This window comes from Streptomyces tuirus (genome assembly GCF_014701095.1).
GTDB lineage: Bacteria > Actinomycetota > Actinomycetes > Streptomycetales > Streptomycetaceae > Streptomyces > Streptomyces tuirus.
This window is the reverse complement of record NZ_AP023439.1, coordinates 2,584,221-2,599,916: the sequence shown is the minus strand read 5'-3', so window position 1 is coordinate 2,599,916 and position 15,696 is coordinate 2,584,221. Positions and strand designations below refer to the sequence as shown.

The 15,696-nt window shown below is 71.3% G+C and carries 11 protein-coding genes; 4 read left to right on the top strand and 7 right to left on the bottom strand.

Annotation, left to right across the window (positions count from 1 at the left end; all coding sequences use genetic code 11):
- Positions 1–109 precede the first annotated feature (109 nt).
- On the top strand, positions 110–1,423 hold the full coding sequence (locus IGS69_RS11955; RefSeq protein WP_190898998.1) for a M16 family metallopeptidase: 1,314 nt from the start codon (positions 110–112) through the stop codon (positions 1,421–1,423).
- Positions 1,420–2,769, top strand: coding sequence for a M16 family metallopeptidase (locus IGS69_RS11950; RefSeq protein ID WP_190898996.1), 1,350 nt, complete (start codon positions 1,420–1,422; stop codon positions 2,767–2,769). Before IGS69_RS11955 ends, IGS69_RS11950 begins: the two co-directional genes overlap by 4 nt.
- A 300-nt stretch (positions 2,770–3,069) precedes the next feature.
- Here the strand turns inward: IGS69_RS11950 and IGS69_RS11945 are convergent, their stop codons facing one another.
- The 7 genes from IGS69_RS11945 to lxmK form a co-directional block, all read right to left on the bottom strand.
- A complete protein-coding gene (locus IGS69_RS11945) occupies positions 3,070–4,356 on the bottom strand; it encodes an ABC transporter permease (protein WP_190898994.1) in 1,287 nt (428 codons plus the stop codon).
- Positions 4,353–5,348 carry an ABC transporter ATP-binding protein gene (locus IGS69_RS11940; protein ID WP_190898992.1) on the bottom strand — a complete coding sequence of 332 codons (996 nt, stop codon included), beginning with the start codon at positions 5,346–5,348 and terminating at the stop codon, positions 4,353–4,355. Before IGS69_RS11940 ends, IGS69_RS11945 begins: the two co-directional genes overlap by 4 nt.
- Positions 5,349–5,416: 68 nt before the next feature.
- The gene (locus IGS69_RS11935) at positions 5,417–6,220 is read right to left on the bottom strand and encodes a class I SAM-dependent methyltransferase (protein ID WP_190898984.1); all 804 of its coding nucleotides are present in this window, start codon (positions 6,218–6,220) and stop codon (positions 5,417–5,419) included.
- Positions 6,217–6,882, bottom strand: coding sequence for a flavoprotein (locus tag IGS69_RS11930; RefSeq protein ID WP_190898982.1), 666 nt, complete (start codon positions 6,880–6,882; stop codon positions 6,217–6,219). Before IGS69_RS11930 ends, IGS69_RS11935 begins: the two co-directional genes overlap by 4 nt.
- Positions 6,879–8,675: an ABC transporter ATP-binding protein gene (locus tag IGS69_RS11925; RefSeq protein WP_190898980.1), complete on the bottom strand. Its 1,797-nt coding sequence runs from the start codon at positions 8,673–8,675 to the stop codon at positions 6,879–6,881. Before IGS69_RS11925 ends, IGS69_RS11930 begins: the two co-directional genes overlap by 4 nt.
- 63 nt (positions 8,676–8,738) lie before the next feature.
- Complete coding sequence (locus IGS69_RS11920; protein WP_190898978.1) at positions 8,739–9,803, bottom strand: T3SS effector HopA1 family protein; 1,065 nt, start codon at positions 9,801–9,803, stop codon at positions 8,739–8,741.
- A complete protein-coding gene (lxmK, locus tag IGS69_RS11915) occupies positions 9,800–10,858 on the bottom strand; it encodes a class V lanthionine synthetase subunit LxmK (protein WP_190898976.1) in 1,059 nt (352 codons plus the stop codon). Before lxmK ends, IGS69_RS11920 begins: the two co-directional genes overlap by 4 nt.
- Before the next feature lie 1,204 nt (positions 10,859–12,062).
- On the opposite strand from lxmK, the gene IGS69_RS11910 reads away from it, so the two are divergent.
- Both IGS69_RS11910 and IGS69_RS11905 read left to right on the top strand, forming a co-directional pair.
- The gene (locus IGS69_RS11910; RefSeq protein ID WP_190898973.1) at positions 12,063–14,720 is read left to right on the top strand and encodes a CocE/NonD family hydrolase; all 2,658 of its coding nucleotides are present in this window, start codon (positions 12,063–12,065) and stop codon (positions 14,718–14,720) included.
- Positions 14,717–15,583, top strand: a complete 867-nt coding sequence (locus IGS69_RS11905) for an ABC transporter permease (RefSeq protein ID WP_190898971.1) — start codon at positions 14,717–14,719, stop codon at positions 15,581–15,583. The genes IGS69_RS11910 and IGS69_RS11905 overlap by 4 nt, the downstream gene beginning before the upstream one ends.
- Positions 15,584–15,696: the final 113 nt, after the last annotated feature.

Genomic DNA, 15,696 nt, shown 5'->3' with positions numbered 1-15,696 from the left:
CTCGAACGGTGCCGGGATGGCAACGGAGTTGACCGCATGCGGACACTGTCCGCAATCGGTCAACGTTCCCCGTTGAGCCGGTAGTCGACTCGGTCCTATGCTCGCCCGGATGAGCCGAGATCAGCTGCATCGACTGGTATTGGACAATGGCCTTCGGGTGGTGCTGGCACCGAATACCGTGGGCGCTTCGATCGGCGTCGCTGTGCACTACCGCGTTGGTTTCCGCACGGAACCCGAAGGGCGTACGGGCCTGGCGCACCTCTTCGAGCACCTCATGTTCCGCGGGGGCGAAGAGGCCGAGCCCGAGGGGTACCTGCCCCGGGTGCAGCGCGCCGGTGGCTTCGGTGACGCCCGGACCCGCCAGGACGTGACGGTCTACTATGCCGCCGCCCCCGCCTCCGCACTGGAAATGCTGTGCGCGCTCGAAGCGGACCGAATGCGCTCGCCATCTCTTTCCGAGCGAAACCTCCGCACACAGACGGCGGTGATCGACGAGGAAATCCGGCTCATGGTCCGCAATCGCCCCTATGGAAATCATCCTTGGGCGCTCCCGAGGGCATTGCACCGGCGCTCCGAGAACGTCAGGGACGGGTACGGCGAAACCGTCGACCTCGCCGCCTTCGACATTGCGTTGTGTGAAAAGTTCTTCGCCGACCATTACGGTCCCGGAAATGCCGTGGTGACCGTCACCGGCGCCTTCGACCATCGCACGGCGGAGCGTCTGGTGCGCCGGCATTTCGAGGATCTGCCGGCGCGTCCGACGGTGCGGCCGGCCGATCCTCCTGAGCCCCTGCCGGAGGAGGAGCGGCGGCTCACGGTGCTCGACCCGCACGCCGGTTCACCCGCCGTGGCGGTGGGCTACCGGATGCCGGACCCGGTCACCGAGCGCGCGGACTACCTCGCGCATCTCGTCCTGGCGGCGCTGCTCGGACAGGGCGGACACGCCCTGCTGCGCCGAGGGCCGACCGCGGCCGCCGGGGCATCGAGCCTGTCGGTGGGCTGCGGTCTCTTCGGACTGCCGCTGGACACGGTGGGACCGGATCTGCTGACGCTCTTCGCCGTGCACGAGCACGAGCGAGACGCCGAGCACGTCCTGGACGCGCTCGACGGCACCCTGGACGCGCTGGCGGCCCACGAGGTCGCTGCCGCGCAGTTGCGTGCCACGACCGCCCGCTGGGTCTCCGGGGCGATGCGTGAACTCGCCGATCCGGGCACCCGGGCGCAGTTGCTCGGCCTGCGCGAGGCGCTCTTCGGTGAGGCAGAGCTGACCCACGCGCTGCCGGAGCTCGTCCACGCCGGTGTGACGGGCGAACACGTGAGCCGGGCGGCCGCCCGGCTCAGAGCCTCCCACCGGGCGGTCGTGCGCTTCGTGCCAGGACGCCAGGCCGTGCCGCGGGACATCGCACCGGAGACGACGGCATGACCGCTGGAGTGGCGAAGAACCTCCTCTCGTACGGCAGCCGGCCGGAGAAGGGTGTCGTGGCGGGGCGGCTGCAGCTGCCCGACGCCGACCTCACCCTCGGCAACGGACTGCGGGTCGTGGTGTGTTCGGCTCCGGTCGTCCCCCTGGTGGAGATCCGGCTCACCGTCCCGTACGCCGCCACGGCACCCGGGGAGGTGGCCCACTGCCAGCTGCTGGCCGAGCTCCTGCCGCGCGGAAGCGCCCACCGGAGCGCCGGCGACCACGACGCGGCGCTGGCCGCGCACGGCGCCACCCTGAATGCCTCCGCCGACGCCCGCAAGCTCACCGTGACCGGTCACACCATGGCCGACGGCCTGCCTCCCGTACTCGCCCTGCTGGCCGAAGCGCTCCGCGGGCCCCGGCTGACCGAGGAAGCGGTCGCCCCCGAACGCGAACGGCTGGCACGCCGCATACGGCTGGCCACCCACCAGCCGGCGGCTCTCGCGCAGCACGCACTGCTGCGGCGCAGGTACGGCGAGGAGAGAGCCGCCCGCTGGCAGCCGACGCCCGAACAGGCCGCCGCCTGCACGCGGGACGACCTGGCTCGAGTGCACGCGCGGCATCTGGGCGCGAGGGGCGCGGTGCTCGTGCTGGTCGGAGATCTGGAGCCGGAGGAAGCCCTGGTCTGGGTCACCGAGTTGTTCGGGGCGTGGGAGCCCGGGCCGGAAGGCGACCTGCCCGAGGTTCCGCCCTGGTTCCCGGGCGGCCCTCTGCGGCACGTGGACCGGCCCGGGGCCGTCCAGAGCGTGATACGGCTGGCCGCCCCCGCCCTGCCCCGGACGGATCCCGGCTACCCGGCCCTGCACCTGGCCCAGCTGGTCTTCGGCGGGTCCTTCGCCTCACGGCTGGTCGCACGCCTGCGCGAGGACAAGGGGTACGCCTACCAGCTCGGTTCGGGAGTGGAGTCGGTGCCGGGGGCATCGACGCTGATGGTCGAGGCCGACACCGCCGCCGAGCACACCGTCGCGGCTCTCGCGGTGATCAGGGAGGAACTGGAGCGCATGGCAGCCGAACCGCCCTCGGCACGGGAGATCGACGCCGCCCGGAGTTACGCGGCCGGTTCCACCGCGACGGCGATGTCGGCACCCGGCGCCTTGGCGTCCGGGCTGGCGAACCTGCTGCACGTCGGGGTCGGAGCCGACTGGCTGCACAACTGGGGGCCGCTGCTGGACGGCGTGTCCCCCGACCAGGTCGGCGAGGCGGCCCGCCGGTTCTTCCGGCCCGCCGATGTCACCGGGGTGGTCGTCGCCGACGAGCGGGCGGTGGTGCCCCTGTGCAGAGGCACCACCGGGGAACTGAGCTTCTGACGGCACGAGGGGCGGTGCCTGCGGGGTGGTTCCCCGCAAGCACCGCCCCTCGCTGTGAGCCGATCGGGCGGGTCAGCCCCGGCTCTTCTTGATTCCGGCGACGACGGCGACGACGACGGCGATACCGACGGCGATCCACAGGGCGGTGCTCATGAGGTGCTCCTTCGAGGGTTTTCGGCAGGGTTGGCCGGGGACAGCAGGGGATTGGCGGGGACAGCTGGGGGTCGGGGACATCAGGGACTTGCCGGGAGACTCAGGGGACGGGCGGGGGACAGGAGGAGGTCGGCCGTGGGCCGGGGACTACCGCATCCGCAGCGCTTCGGCGAGCGGCACCCGGGAGCCGCTGCGCAGCACGCTGCCCGCGTACATCCGCCCGGCGACACGGGTCATCCCCACCAGCGCCGCGACCGCCAGCACCAGGGAGAGGGCGACCTGCCATGCGGGGGCGATGCCCAGGAGCATGCGGGCCGGCATCAGGATCGGGCTGAGCGGCGGTACGAGCGACAGCCACTCGATCAACGGGTCGTGCGCGTCCTTGCTCAGCAGGGCGATGCCCAGCACGAACGGCATGGTGATGAGCAGCATCACCGGTTGCACCACGCCTTGCAGGTCCTCCTGTCGTGAGACCCGGGCTGCGGCCGCGGCCAGCAGGGCGGCGAACAGGAAGAAGCCGAGCAGGAACCAGACACCCATCGTCACCAGCGACCCGCCCACCGCGGTCGGCAGCGTCAGAGCCCCGGTGCCCTGGGCGAGCGCCACCGCGGCTGAGCCGAGCAGCACGAGCTGGGTGAGGCCGGCCACCGCGACACCGATGAGCTTCCCGGCGAGGAGCTGCCAGGGGCGGATGGTCGAGAGGAGCAGCTCCACCACACGGCTGCTCTTCTCCTCGACCACGCCCTGCGCCAGGGTGATCCCGTAGAAGACGAAGAAGAAGTACAGCAGCCCGGTGGAGGACAGGACCAGTGCGAACTGCTCGGCCGCGCTGGTCTGCGACGGTTCGAGTGCGTGGACCTCGACGGTGGACGACGCCACGCGCTCCCTGAACTCCACGGGGTCCACGCCGGCGCGCTCGAGCTCCCGGGTGGTGCGTTCCTCTGCGACCGTGGCGCGCACGACGCCGAGCAGGTTCTCGTCCACCTCACGTTCCACGGAGAGGGTGAGGCGTCCGTCGGGGCCGCCGAGCACGGCGGTGAGGTCCCCGTCGCGCAGCATCCGGTCCGCACGGTCGTCGTCGACGGTGACGAACTCGAAGTCGCCGCCCGTCTTCTCGGCGACGGCGGCGAGCACCGGGCGCATCGCCGCGACCTCCCGCTCGACGCCGACCCTGGCCGGACCGTCCTCGGCGAGGAGGATGACGAGGGCGTAGACGCCGAGGCCGAGTAACAGCCCGAGGGTGCTCAGGACGAAGGACCGGGTCCGCATCCGGCTGTTGATCTCCCGCCCGGCGACCAGGCGGACCGCCCGGCAGGCCGGGAGCGCGCCGCTGTTCCCGGGGCCGGAGGCGCCCCCACCCGGGTCCGAGAGGCCCTCTCCGTCCGGGACGTCCGGGCCGTGCGTGTCGCCCCGCGCTGGTGTCACCGTGTTCATGTCTCGTCCCCGTCGGTGTCGTTCACTGTCGTGCCGACGCCTGCCGTGGTGCCGGTGTCCGGCGTCCGCCCGGTTCCCTCCCCGTGCGCGCCGGTGCCGCCCACCAGGTCGCGGTACAGGTCGGACAGCGGCGGTCGTTCGGACACGAAGGCCAGGACCGGTCCGGTGGCCAGCGCCGCGTGCAGGACCCGCTGGTCGTCCGCACCCTTCGCCAGGCGAAGCCGCGTACGGGAGCCCTCGCGGCTCACGACCGACACGCCCGGCAGTCCCGCGGTCCAGGTCTCGCCCGCCTCCGGGGCGTCGACCAGCAGCCGTCGGTCGGCGTTCTCGCTCAGCTCCTCGATCGTGCCGCAGGCGATGAGACGCCCGCCCGAGACGATGCCGACCCGGTCGCAGACGCGCTCGACGAGCGACAGCTGGTGGCTGGAGAACATGACGGGCACCCCGTCGGCGGCCCGTTCGACGAGCACCTCGTGCATGACGTCCACCGCCACCGGGTCCAGGCCCGAGAACGGCTCGTCGAGCACCAGCACCTGAGGATCGTGCACCAGCGCCGCGGCCAGCTGGACCCGCTGCTGGTTGCCGAGGCTGAGGTTCTGGACCTCCTCGGAGGCGTACCGGGACAGCTCCAGCCGCTCGACCCACCGGTCGGCCGCCACCCGCGCGGCAGCCGTCGGCAGGCCGTGCAACTCGCCCAGATACCGCAGGTGTTCACGGACCTTCATCCGGGGGTACAGGCCGCGCTCCTCGGGCATGTAGCCGAACCGGCGGCGGGCGGCGAGATCGACGGGGCGGCCGTGCCGGCGGACCTCTCCTTCGTCGGGCGTGAGGACGCCCAGGATGATCCGCATCGTGGTGGTCTTGCCCGCGCCGTTGCTCCCCACGAAGCCGAACAGCTCACCGGCGCGGATGCCGAAGGTCATGTCAGCGACCGCCTGACGTTTGCCGTACCTCTTCCGCACGCCGTCGACCTCCAGGGCGGGCCCCGTCATGTCGCACCTCCAGAGCGATGTACTAACTTGCTGAAGTATTGCGTTAACACATCAACTCGTCAAGGTAGCTATACGTTCTGCCGCTCTACCACGTAGACGTGCTTCTCCGACTGGGCCGTGACCGGGCCGCGGTCCCAGTCGGCCCAGCGGCCCGTCACACGCAGTCCCGCGAGCCGGGCCATCACGTCGAACTCGGCAGGCCAGGCGTACCGGCTGACCTCGGGTACCTTCCGCAGCCCGCCCGCGCCCATGATCGTGTGGACGACCAGGACGGACTGGAGCGACTGGTTCACCTGGATCGTGTCGAGCAGCAGCGCGTCCGGCGCCAGATGACCGACCCGGGTCGTCGCCTCGGTGAGCCGGTGGTACACCTGCGGGTTGTAGGTTTCGAAGACCGCGACACCGTCGTCCGCGAGCGCGTCGTGGATGCCGCGCAGGCAACTGATCTGCTGCTCCTGGGTGGGCAGCATGAAGAAGGTGTTGAGCGCGGTGAGCACGAGGTCGTAGCGCTCCTCGACGACCAGCGCGCTGAAGTCGCCCACCGCGGTGGTGACACGGCCGGTGGAGTCGTTCTCGTGGAGTTTCGTCAGCATCGCGGGGGACGCGTCCACCCCGTGTACCCGGTAGCCGTTCCTGGCCAGCGGGATGGCCAGCCGGCCGGTGCCGACCCCGAGTTCGAGCAGCGAGGCCGGGGCGGGCCGCAGCCCCTCGAGGAAGCCGACCATCGAGTCGATGGCTTGGCCGGAGGCGGGGTAGAGCGAGTCGTAGACGTCGGCCAGCGATTCGCCGTACGCGCTGCTGTTCCCGCCCGGTGCGGCGCTCCCGCCGGCATGCGCCCCGGCATCGGTCGGCCGGTGGGTCTCGGTCGTCATGGTGCTGCCTCCGTGCGGTGTCGGGTGGATACGGTGTGCGGCTCGGGACCTTCATGGCCGCCGGGGGCCGGTTCCTCCAGCGCGGCCCGCAGCCGGTCGGCCGCGGACAGCACGTCGGGAAAGGACGCGGGCGCCCACGCCTCGCGCATGCCGCTGGTCGTGCTGCGGCCGGGGTGGGGCGATACGACGACCACGTTGCGCCGCGCGCTGAGTTTGCGGCTGTGCTCGGCGTACGCCGCGCTCTGCGCGCCACCCGGCGGCAGCGCGGGCGCCAGCGCGATCGCCGCCCCCGTGCACTGCAGCGCGAGGAGCGACGGCGAGTCGCCCAGCCCCAGGGCAAGCCTGGCCAGGTAGTTCAGCGTCGCCGGGAAGACGACGACCGTGTCGGGCCACTGCGCGAGGTCCACATGACGCGCCCTCGGCTCCGGCTCGTCGGGCCACCGGTCCGCCCGCACGTCACAGCCGCCGATGGCGGTCAGCGACTCCCGGGTGACGAACCTGCCGGCCGCCCCGGTCAGCACGTAGCGCACCTCCGTCCCGGGGTGCCCGATCTTCAGCCAGCTCGCCCAGAAAGGCAGATGCGCGGCGGTGACCGAACCCGTCCCGATCACCAGCAGGCGCCGCGCCCCCACCGGCTCGACCGCGGTCGCCGGGCCGCTCACCGGACCACCGCCCCGACCGCCGGCCCGGCGGGAACGGGCGCTCCGCCGCCGCGCAGCGACTGCCCGTGCACCAGCTCCTGGTACAGCGCGGAACGCGTCAGCAGCTCCTCGTGGGTGCCCCGGTCGACGGTGCGTCCCTCGTCCACGACCACGATCAGATCGGCGTCCTGCACCGTGGAGATGCGGTGCGCGATCACGAGCACCGCGCGCTCCTCCGCGAGCGTGCGCATCAGCGTCCGCAGCCGTTCCTCGTTCTCGCTGTCGAGTTGGGAGGTCGGTTCGTCGAACAGGACGATGCGTGAGTCGCGCAGCAGGACGCGGGCCGCTGCGAGCCGCTGACGCTGTCCGCCGGACAGGTCCTCGGCCCGTCCCAGCTCGGTGTCAAGACCGTCCGGCAGCGCTTCCACGGCGTCGCGCAGCGCCAGTGCCTCCAGCGCCCGCCACAGCTCCGTGTCCGGCGGGGCGCCCTCCTCGTCGTCCCGGCCGAGCAGGAGGTTCTGCCGTACCGTGCCCTCCACGAGGGTGAAACTCTGGTCGACGTAGCTGATCGCGCCGCGCAACCGGTGCAGGGGCCACTGCTCGACGGGCAGTCCGCAGACGGAGACGCGGCCGGACTCCGGCAGGAGAAAGCGTTCGGTGAGGCCGAGCAGCGTCGTCTTTCCCGCCCCCGACGGCCCGACGATCGCGGTGAGCCCGCGCGCCGGGGCCGCGAACGTCGCCCCGTGGATGAGGGTGCGCCCGCCGTCCCGGTAGGTGACCGACTCGAACTCCACCGCGGACGCCGTCGGCGACGGCTCGACCGGGGAGAGGCCCCCGGGATGCTCCGGGGCGATCGTGAGCACGCTGTTCAGGCGGGCGCGCGCCGCCAGACCGCTCTGCATCCTGGCGACGCCCGAGACCAGCAGGGTCAGCGGTGCCACGAGTTGCAGCAGGTAGACGATGAAGGCGGCGAACTCGCCGACGGCCAGGTCGCCGGAGGCGAGCCGGGCGCCGCTGGTGACCATCACCGCGACGATCGACAGCTGTTGACCGAGCTGCATGGTGGGTCCGACCAGGGCGGTCACCCGCGCGACCGACACGGCGGCCTTGCGGGCGTCATCGATGCTGTGGCCCAGCGTGGCCGCCACCTGGCGTTCGGCGAGGAACGCCTTGACCGTGGGCAGCGACAGCACGGCCGCGGTCATGTGCTGGGACATGGTGCCGACCGCGTTCTGCTGACGTTCGACACCGCCGCGGATCGACCGTACGCACAGGAAGATGCCGACGCCGGCGATCGTGAACGTGACGAGCACGACGAGCAGCAGGACGCCGTCCAGCAGACCCATGGCGATCAGGGTGCCGACGGCCAGGAACATCGAGGACGGGATCTGCGCCACGCCGACGTCCACGACGGAACGCAGCTGTGTGCTGTCGGAGGTGGCCCGGGCGACCAGGTTGCCGGCCCCTTCCCGCCGGACCCGTCGCAGCGGCAGGGTCAGGATGTGGGAGGCGATGCGCAGCCGTGCCTCGGACACCAGACCCTCACCGGCACGGGCGAGCAGATAGGAGGACCCCGCCGACGCGAGCCCGGCACCCACCGCGAGGCCCGCCATCGTCAGCAGCGGACCGACGGGACGTTCGTCCTCGGCGAGGGCCATCACCAGGTCGCGCACCTGGAGGGGGAGGACGAGGGTGGCGGCGGCGGAGAGCAGGCTCAGCGCCACCGCGGCGGCGACGGCCGCCCTACGGCCCTTCAGCAGCTGTGCGAAGACACGCAGTTCGTCCGTGCCGTCCGGGCGTGGTGCTCTGGCCATGGTGAAGGACCTCCTGCAGGGTGCGGTGACATCCGGCCGGCCGTCGGCGGCACGGCGGACGGCTCAGATCGCGGACCGGAGGGCCGTCTTCCACGGCCAGTCGTCCGAGTCGAGATTGCGGGCGGGGTCGGCGGGATCCACGTTCGCCGCGACACACGCGGAGGCCAGATCGGCGGCCGTCGGACGCTCACGGTGCCGTTCCGCCGCGTCCACGAAGGCACGCGCGACCACATGCGCCCGGTGCTCGCCGAAGCTCAGGGCCCGCATGCCCGTCCGGTTGTCCTTCGGCTCCCATGCGGCCGTCACCCCGGGCGCCAGCACATGGGCGAAAGCGGGAGCGGGTCCCTCCGGCAGAGCGGTGGCCAGGGCGCTTTCGACCACGGTGCCGACGGCGTCCCAGGAACGCTTGCCCAGGTAGACGACCATGCCGTCGTTGCGCGGCAGACTCGCCGGATTGGAGATGATCTTCGCCCGGTAGGTCGCGGAGCGGTCTTCCAGAGCGCTCAGCACGGCATGCCACAGCCCGGGCGCCGCGTCGGCCTCGGCCACCCTCAGATAGAGCCGCAGCAGAGCACCGCCGCCGGTGGTGCGGCCCGCGCCGCTGTCCACGAGGAAGAACCCGGGAGAGACGAGTGGGCGGGCCGACGGGAGGTTCATCCGCACCACCGGGCGAGCGGGATCGCCCGCCGTACGTCCGCTGTCCCGCAGCGTGACCGAGTCCGGTACGTTCACGCGCAGACCGTCGATCTGCACGACCTCCCGGCCGCCGGCCGCGCGCTGTCCGGTGCGGATCCCCGCGGCGACCGTCTCGCGATGCGGAGTCGCCTGCGCCAGCCGCGCCTCGAAGTCCGGCGCGCGCAAGGTCCTGGGCGCCTCCCGATCCTTGACGCCCCGCCCGGTGTGCAGCACTTCGTACAACGTGCGGGCCAGCAGGAAGCGCATCGCCGACGCGGACTCCGCGGTCACCTCGTCATCGCGCACCCACGCCGTCCTGCCGTCCGGCGCGATCCGCACGTCCTCCAGCGCCCGGCGGAGTCCGGCCGCGAGCTCCGGCACCGCTCCCTCATCAGCGGCGGCCTGTCCCGGCCGACGGACGGCCGGGAGGGTCTCCTCGATGCCCGTCCTCATGCTGCCTCCCCGAGGCCGACCGTGGAGACGAAGCTCCGCGGATCCAGTAGTGCGGTCCTGCCGATGCCCGCCGCGGCCCGGACGATGGCCGACAGCCGGCCGCTCTCCCTGGTCGAAGCGATCAGACGGTCGATCAGGTGCCATCCGGCGTAGGACGTGGCACGGACCGCGAGCCCGTCGTCGTCGGGGCCGCCGCCGTCGCGGTAACCCCGGTGGAAGGCGGAGATCAGCGGAAGCACCCGGGTCAGCTCCTCGCTGCCCCGCGCAACCACCTCCTCGTGGGTGAGCACGGCCGAGAACGCGTCGTCCGTCTCCTGTGCGGGAATGCGCAGCACCGCTCGGTGCAGCCACTCGCCGACGTACGATCCGACGTCGCGCGCCGGGTCGCCGAGCCGGAACTCCTCCCAGTCGTTGACGTAGAACGCCGTGTCGGTGATCAGGAACTGGTCCAGCCGCAGATCTCCGTGGACGGGCACGCGTACGGCCCCGTCCTCGGTCGCCCGCAGCCGTTCCAGTTCCCCGACAAGGGGCGCGTCGCGCTGCAGTAGCCCCCACGCCTCGACGAAGGCACCGGTGGCGTTGACGTAGCTCTCCAGCGGAAGCGACCGCAAGTCCTCGACCGGCGGGTACGGATGGGGATCCGCTTCCGGGAAATCCGAGGCCGTGTACGGGAGCCGGTGCAGCGCCGCCAGGGCCCGTCCGGCTTCGGCGGACATGGACTCGGTGAACTCCTCGTCCGCGGCGAGCTCGCTGCCGGACCTGATGCCGTCGAGCATCCGGAACACCAGCAGCCGCTGCTCCTCGTCGCCCCCGAGAAAGTCGGGGCGGGGGAAGGGGCGGGCGCCGTGCCGCGCGAGGCGCTCGAAGAGCAGGATTCTCCGGTAGCGTTTCAGAGATTCCTTGGGGTTCCCTTTGAGCCTTTTCACGAATACCGAGTTCCCGGTGTCCGTGATACCTGACCAGTTGTCGTTCCGGCCGGGATAGGAGTAGAGATCCGATGCGTTCAGCGATCCCAACCCGAGCCGGTTCAGCAGCTGTTCGACCGATGAGTCCACAGGACTGTCGACAGCCGACGCGGAGGTCCGGCCCCGCGGATATGTAGTCTTTTCTCCTGCCACACCGGCTTTCTATCGCGGGGCGCTGCCGCCGGACAACGAATTGACCGGCATCGGCCACGGCCGGCGGGGCCCGGGTGCGGCGGTTCGCAAGGCCGCCCGGCGGCGTGACAGGTCACGGAGCCGGGGGCGGGGGCGGTGAAGCGGGGACGCGGCGGACGGAAAAGAAGAGCGGCGGGTGACGGTTTCCTCCGCTAACCGTCACCCGCCACCGCATCGATCTGCCTGCCGTGCGCTCCCGGATCAGATGATTCTTCGACGCACGGCCCACACCACCGCTTCTATCGGGGTTTCCACGTCGACGCAGTCGCAGATCGACCTGAGTTTACGACGCAGTGTGCGGTCGCTCATCTCCATTCGTCTGGCCACCTGTGTCATGGTGCAGCCCTGGGAGACGAGTTGCAATATTCTCAAGTGATCGTTCCCTAATCTGAGGTGGGGCTCTCGCAAGGAACTGTTCAGTGGCACCTGTCAATCCTCATGTTTTTGGCCGACGGTGGGGCGTCGGAACTCCGCCCGATGGCATGAGAGTTGTTTGCTCACCTGGCCGCACAGCTGTCCCGCGGGTGGGTATGTCAGCCGTCGAGAAAGAGGAATGCGGTGGAGCGAAGATCCTCTGCGGCGGGCGTCAGGCGGAGCTACTGATCAGAAACTGAGCTGGTACGGACTCATCGTGTGGGTCCTGGTGGCGTGCAGCATTCTTCCCCCTAGCTGTTCGGTCACGCGGACGCTGCGGACGGCCCTTCGAAAGCGCCTTCCCGGCGGGATGTGGAAGGGAAGTGGCATGTCCGTGGAGTCACCCGTCCGGACAGCGATCGCCCACCCGGACAGTATAAGAAGAGCCGACTTCGCTTGATCAATGCTTTACCCATGTGACGGGGATCACATCGCGAATATTTTCGCGGAATTTGAGACTCCGTTTGTGCTTCCATTCTCCTCTCGGGAATTGTTCACATATAAAAGGGATGTCGGGTCGGTGCTCCGGCCACCGATCCAAGGACACGGAATCCCGAACGCGGCGGGTGTCCCTGGCCGGCGTACCGCGGACGCGGTATGCCGAGGAGCCTCGTACTCCTCTGGGAGGGGTGCCGTATCGACCCACGGTCGACAACTCATCGACAGCTTCACCCCGTACCGTTGACGCATGGATCTTCGACTGCCCGGACTCACCGGGCTGCTTCGGAGGCCCCGGAGGCTCCTCGCCGCCGGGGCCGCCGTCGTCGTCCTCGCGGGCGCGGGCACATGGACCGCCGTCGCGAACGACGAGACACCCCCGGTCCACCGCGAGGACCGGGCCCTGCCCACCGGCGACGGCATCCGCATCGACACCTCCTTCTTCACCTCCACAGGAGACCGCCGCCGCCCCGCCGTCCTGCTCGGACACGGCTTCGGCGGCAGCAAGAACGACGTACGGCAGCAGGCCGAGGACCTCGCCCGGGACGGCTACGCCGTGCTGACCTGGTCGGCCCGCGGCTTCGGCAAGTCGAACGGCAGGATCGGGCTGAACGACCCGAAGGGCGAGGTCGCCGACGTCTCCAGGCTCATCGACTGGCTCGCGAAGCAGCCCCAGGTCGAGCTCGACAAGAAGGGCGACCCCCGCGTCGGCATGGCCGGCGCCTCCTACGGCGGCGCGATCGCGCTGCTCACCGCGGGCCACGACACCCGTGTCGACGCCATCGCCCCGGCGATCACGTACTGGAACCTCGCCGACGCCCTCTTCCCGAACGGCGTGTTCAAGAAGCTCTGGGCCGGCATCTTCGTCAACTCCGGCGGCGGCTGCGAGAAGTTCGAGCCCGCGCTGTGCCGGATGTACGAGCGCGTCGCCGAGTCGGGCGAGCCCGACGCCGAGGCGCGCAAGCTGCTCGAAGAGCGCTCCCCGTCCGCCGTCGGCCGGAACATCAAGGTGCCGGTCCTGCTGATGCAGGGCCAGTCCGACTCCCTCTTCCCGCTCGGCCAGGCCGACCGGGCCGCGAAGACGATCCACGCCAACGGCGCCCCCGTCGACGTCGACTGGATCGCCGGCGGGCACGACGGCGGCGACATGGAGACCGGCCGCGTCGAAGGCCGCGTCACCTCCTGGTTCGACCGCTACCTGAAGGACGACAAGGGCGCCGACCCCGGCCCCGCCTTCCGCGTCACCCGCACCCTCGGCCGGGGCTCCGGCGACGGCGAACCCCGCCTGACCGGCGTGACCTCGGACCGCTACCCCGGCCTGGAGGCCGAACAGCGCTCCATCGCCCTGGCCGGCCGCGAGCAGCGCTTCGACAACCCGCCCGGCGCCAGCCCGCCCGGCGTCTCCGCCCTGCCCGGCCTCGGCGGCGCCGGCGGACTCAGCCAGCTCTCCACGCTCGGCATCGGCGTCTCCCTCGACTTCCCCGGCCAGTTCGCCGCGTTCGAGTCGAAGCCCTTCCGGGACGACGTCCAGATCACCGGCTCGCCCACCGCCACCGTCCACGTCAAGTCCACCGGCGACGACGCCGTGCTCTTCGCCAAGCTCTACGACGTCGGCCCCGGCGGCGGCATGCAGCAGGTGCTGCCCTCCCAGCTCGTCACGCCCCTCAGGGTCGAGGGCGCCAAGGCCGGCAAGGACGTCACCGTCAACCTCCCGGCGATCGACCACGAGATCGACGACGGCCACCGGCTGCGCCTGGTCCTAGCCTCGACGGACCTCGGCTACGCCTCCCCGGTCACCCCGGCTACGTACACCGTCTCCCTCAAGGGCGATCTGTCGGTCCCGTCGGCCCTGGGACAGCGCGACAGCCAGGGCGGGCTGCCCGCCTGGGTGTGGTGGATGCCGATCGCCGGCGCCGTGATCGCCTCGGCCCTGATCGTCACGGGCCGCCGTCGCACCGCCGCCCCCGCCCCGCCCGACCCCGGGCTCGCCGAAGTCCCGCTCCAGATCACGGACCTCACCAAGCGGTACGCGAAGTCCACCGACCGGTACGCCGTCAAGGACCTCTCCTTCCGCGTGGACAAGGGCCAGGTCCTCGGACTGCTCGGCCCCAACGGCGCCGGTAAGACGACCACCCTGCGCATGCTGATGGGCCTGATCAAGCCCGACGACGGCGAGATCCGCGTCTTCGGCCACGCCATCGCCCCCGGCGCCCCGGTCCTCTCCCGGGTCGGCGCCTTCGTCGAGGGCGCGGGCTTCCTGCCACACCTGTCCGGCCGCGAGAACCTGGAGCTGTACTGGCGCGCGACGGGCCGTCCGCCCGAGGACGCGCACCTGGAGGAGGCCCTGGAGATCGCGGGCCTCGGCGACGCCCTCGCCCGCGCGGTGCGCACCTACTCCCAGGGCATGCGCCAGCGCCTCGCCATCGCCCAGGCCATGCTCGGCCTGCCGGACCTGCTCATCCTCGACGAGCCGACCAACGGCCTCGACCCGCCCCAGATCCGCGAGATGCGCGAGGTGATGATCCGCTACGCCGCAGCCGGCCGCACGGTCATCGTCTCCAGCCACCTCCTCGCTGAGGTCGAGCAGACCTGCACCCACCTGGTCGTGATGGACCACGGGCAGCTCGTCCAGGCGGGCCCGGTCGCGGACATCGTCGGCTCGGGCGACACCCTCCTCGTCGGCACGGCCGCGCCCGTGGACGGGCCCGTCGTGGAGAAGGTCGCCGCGCTGCCGGGCGTCGCCTCGGCCGTGCGCACCGACGAGGGCCTCCTCGTGCAGCTCGACGCCGACGGCTCCCCGCAGCGTCTGATCGCCGAACTCGTACGTCTCGACGTGCCGGTGCGGTCGGTCGGCCCGCACCGCCGCCTGGAGGACGCCTTCCTCACCCTGATCGGAGCCGAAGCATGAGCACGCTCGCCGAGCCTCCCGTCGAGGTCGCCGACGGCTACCGCGCGGGCCGCACCCTGCCCTTCCGCGTCGAGCTGGTCCGGCAGCTGAAGCGGCGCCGCACGATGGTCATGGGCGGTGTCCTGTTCGCCCTGCCGGTCATCCTGCTCATCGCCTTCCAGGTCGGCGGCGACCCGGGCGGCAACAACAACCGCGTGAACCTCATGGACACGGCGACCGCGTCCGGGGCCAACTTCGCCGCGGTCAACCTCTTCTCAGCCGCCGGCTTCCTGCTCGTCATCCCCGTCGCCCTGTTCTGCGGCGACACCGTCGCCTCGGAGGCCAGCTGGTCCTCCCTGCGCTATCTGCTCGCCGCCCCGGTGCCCCGAGCCCGGCTGCTGTGGTCCAAGCTCGCCGTCGGACTCACCCTGAGCTTCGCGGCGATGGTCCTGCTCCCGGTCGTCGCCCTGCTCGTCGGGACGGCCGCCTACGGCTGGGGCCCCCTCGAACTCCCCACCGGCGGCAGCCTGTCCACCGGCACGGCGGCCCAGCGCATCCTGATCGTCGTCGCGTACATCATGGTGTCCCAACTGGTCACCGCCGCCCTCGCGTTCTGGCTGTCGACCCGGACGGACGCCCCGCTCGGCGCGGTCGGCGGCGCGGTGTTCCTCACGATCATCGGCAGTGTCCTCGACGAGGTGACGGCCCTCGGCGACTGGCGCCACTTCCTGCCCGCGCACTGGCAGTACGCCTGGCTCGACGCCGTCCGGCCCCAGCTGGAGTGGTCGGACATGATCCAGGGCACCTCGATCTCCGTAACGTACGCGCTGGTGCTGTTCGCCCTGGCCTTCCGCGGTTTCGCCCGCAAGGACGTCGTCTCGTAGGTCAATGGAGGGTCACCTACCGGTCTCAGAGGGCCGCCCCCGTGGCCGCTTCGAGACGCTTCCGCAACCCCCCGTACCGCACGTTCCGGCCCCCCGCGCCGTCACAGTCGCAA

Excerpts from the sequence above, each read along its gene's own strand:
- IGS69_RS11955 (WP_190898998.1), top strand. The coding sequence starts at position 110 with ATGAGCCGAGATCAGCTGCATCGACTGGTATTGGACAATGGCCTTCGG.
- IGS69_RS11950 (WP_190898996.1), top strand. The coding sequence starts at position 1,420 with ATGACCGCTGGAGTGGCGAAGAACCTCCTCTCGTACGGCAGCCGGCCG.
- IGS69_RS11945 (WP_190898994.1), bottom strand. The coding sequence starts at position 4,356 with ATGAACACGGTGACACCAGCGCGGGGCGACACGCACGGCCCGGACGTC.
- IGS69_RS11940 (WP_190898992.1), bottom strand. The coding sequence starts at position 5,348 with ATGACGGGGCCCGCCCTGGAGGTCGACGGCGTGCGGAAGAGGTACGGC.
- IGS69_RS11935 (WP_190898984.1), bottom strand. The coding sequence starts at position 6,220 with ATGACGACCGAGACCCACCGGCCGACCGATGCCGGGGCGCATGCCGGC.
- IGS69_RS11925 (WP_190898980.1), bottom strand. The coding sequence starts at position 8,675 with ATGGCCAGAGCACCACGCCCGGACGGCACGGACGAACTGCGTGTCTTC.
- IGS69_RS11920 (WP_190898978.1), bottom strand. The coding sequence starts at position 9,803 with ATGAGGACGGGCATCGAGGAGACCCTCCCGGCCGTCCGTCGGCCGGGA.
- IGS69_RS11910 (WP_190898973.1), top strand. The coding sequence starts at position 12,063 with ATGGATCTTCGACTGCCCGGACTCACCGGGCTGCTTCGGAGGCCCCGG.
- IGS69_RS11905 (WP_190898971.1), top strand. The coding sequence starts at position 14,717 with ATGAGCACGCTCGCCGAGCCTCCCGTCGAGGTCGCCGACGGCTACCGC.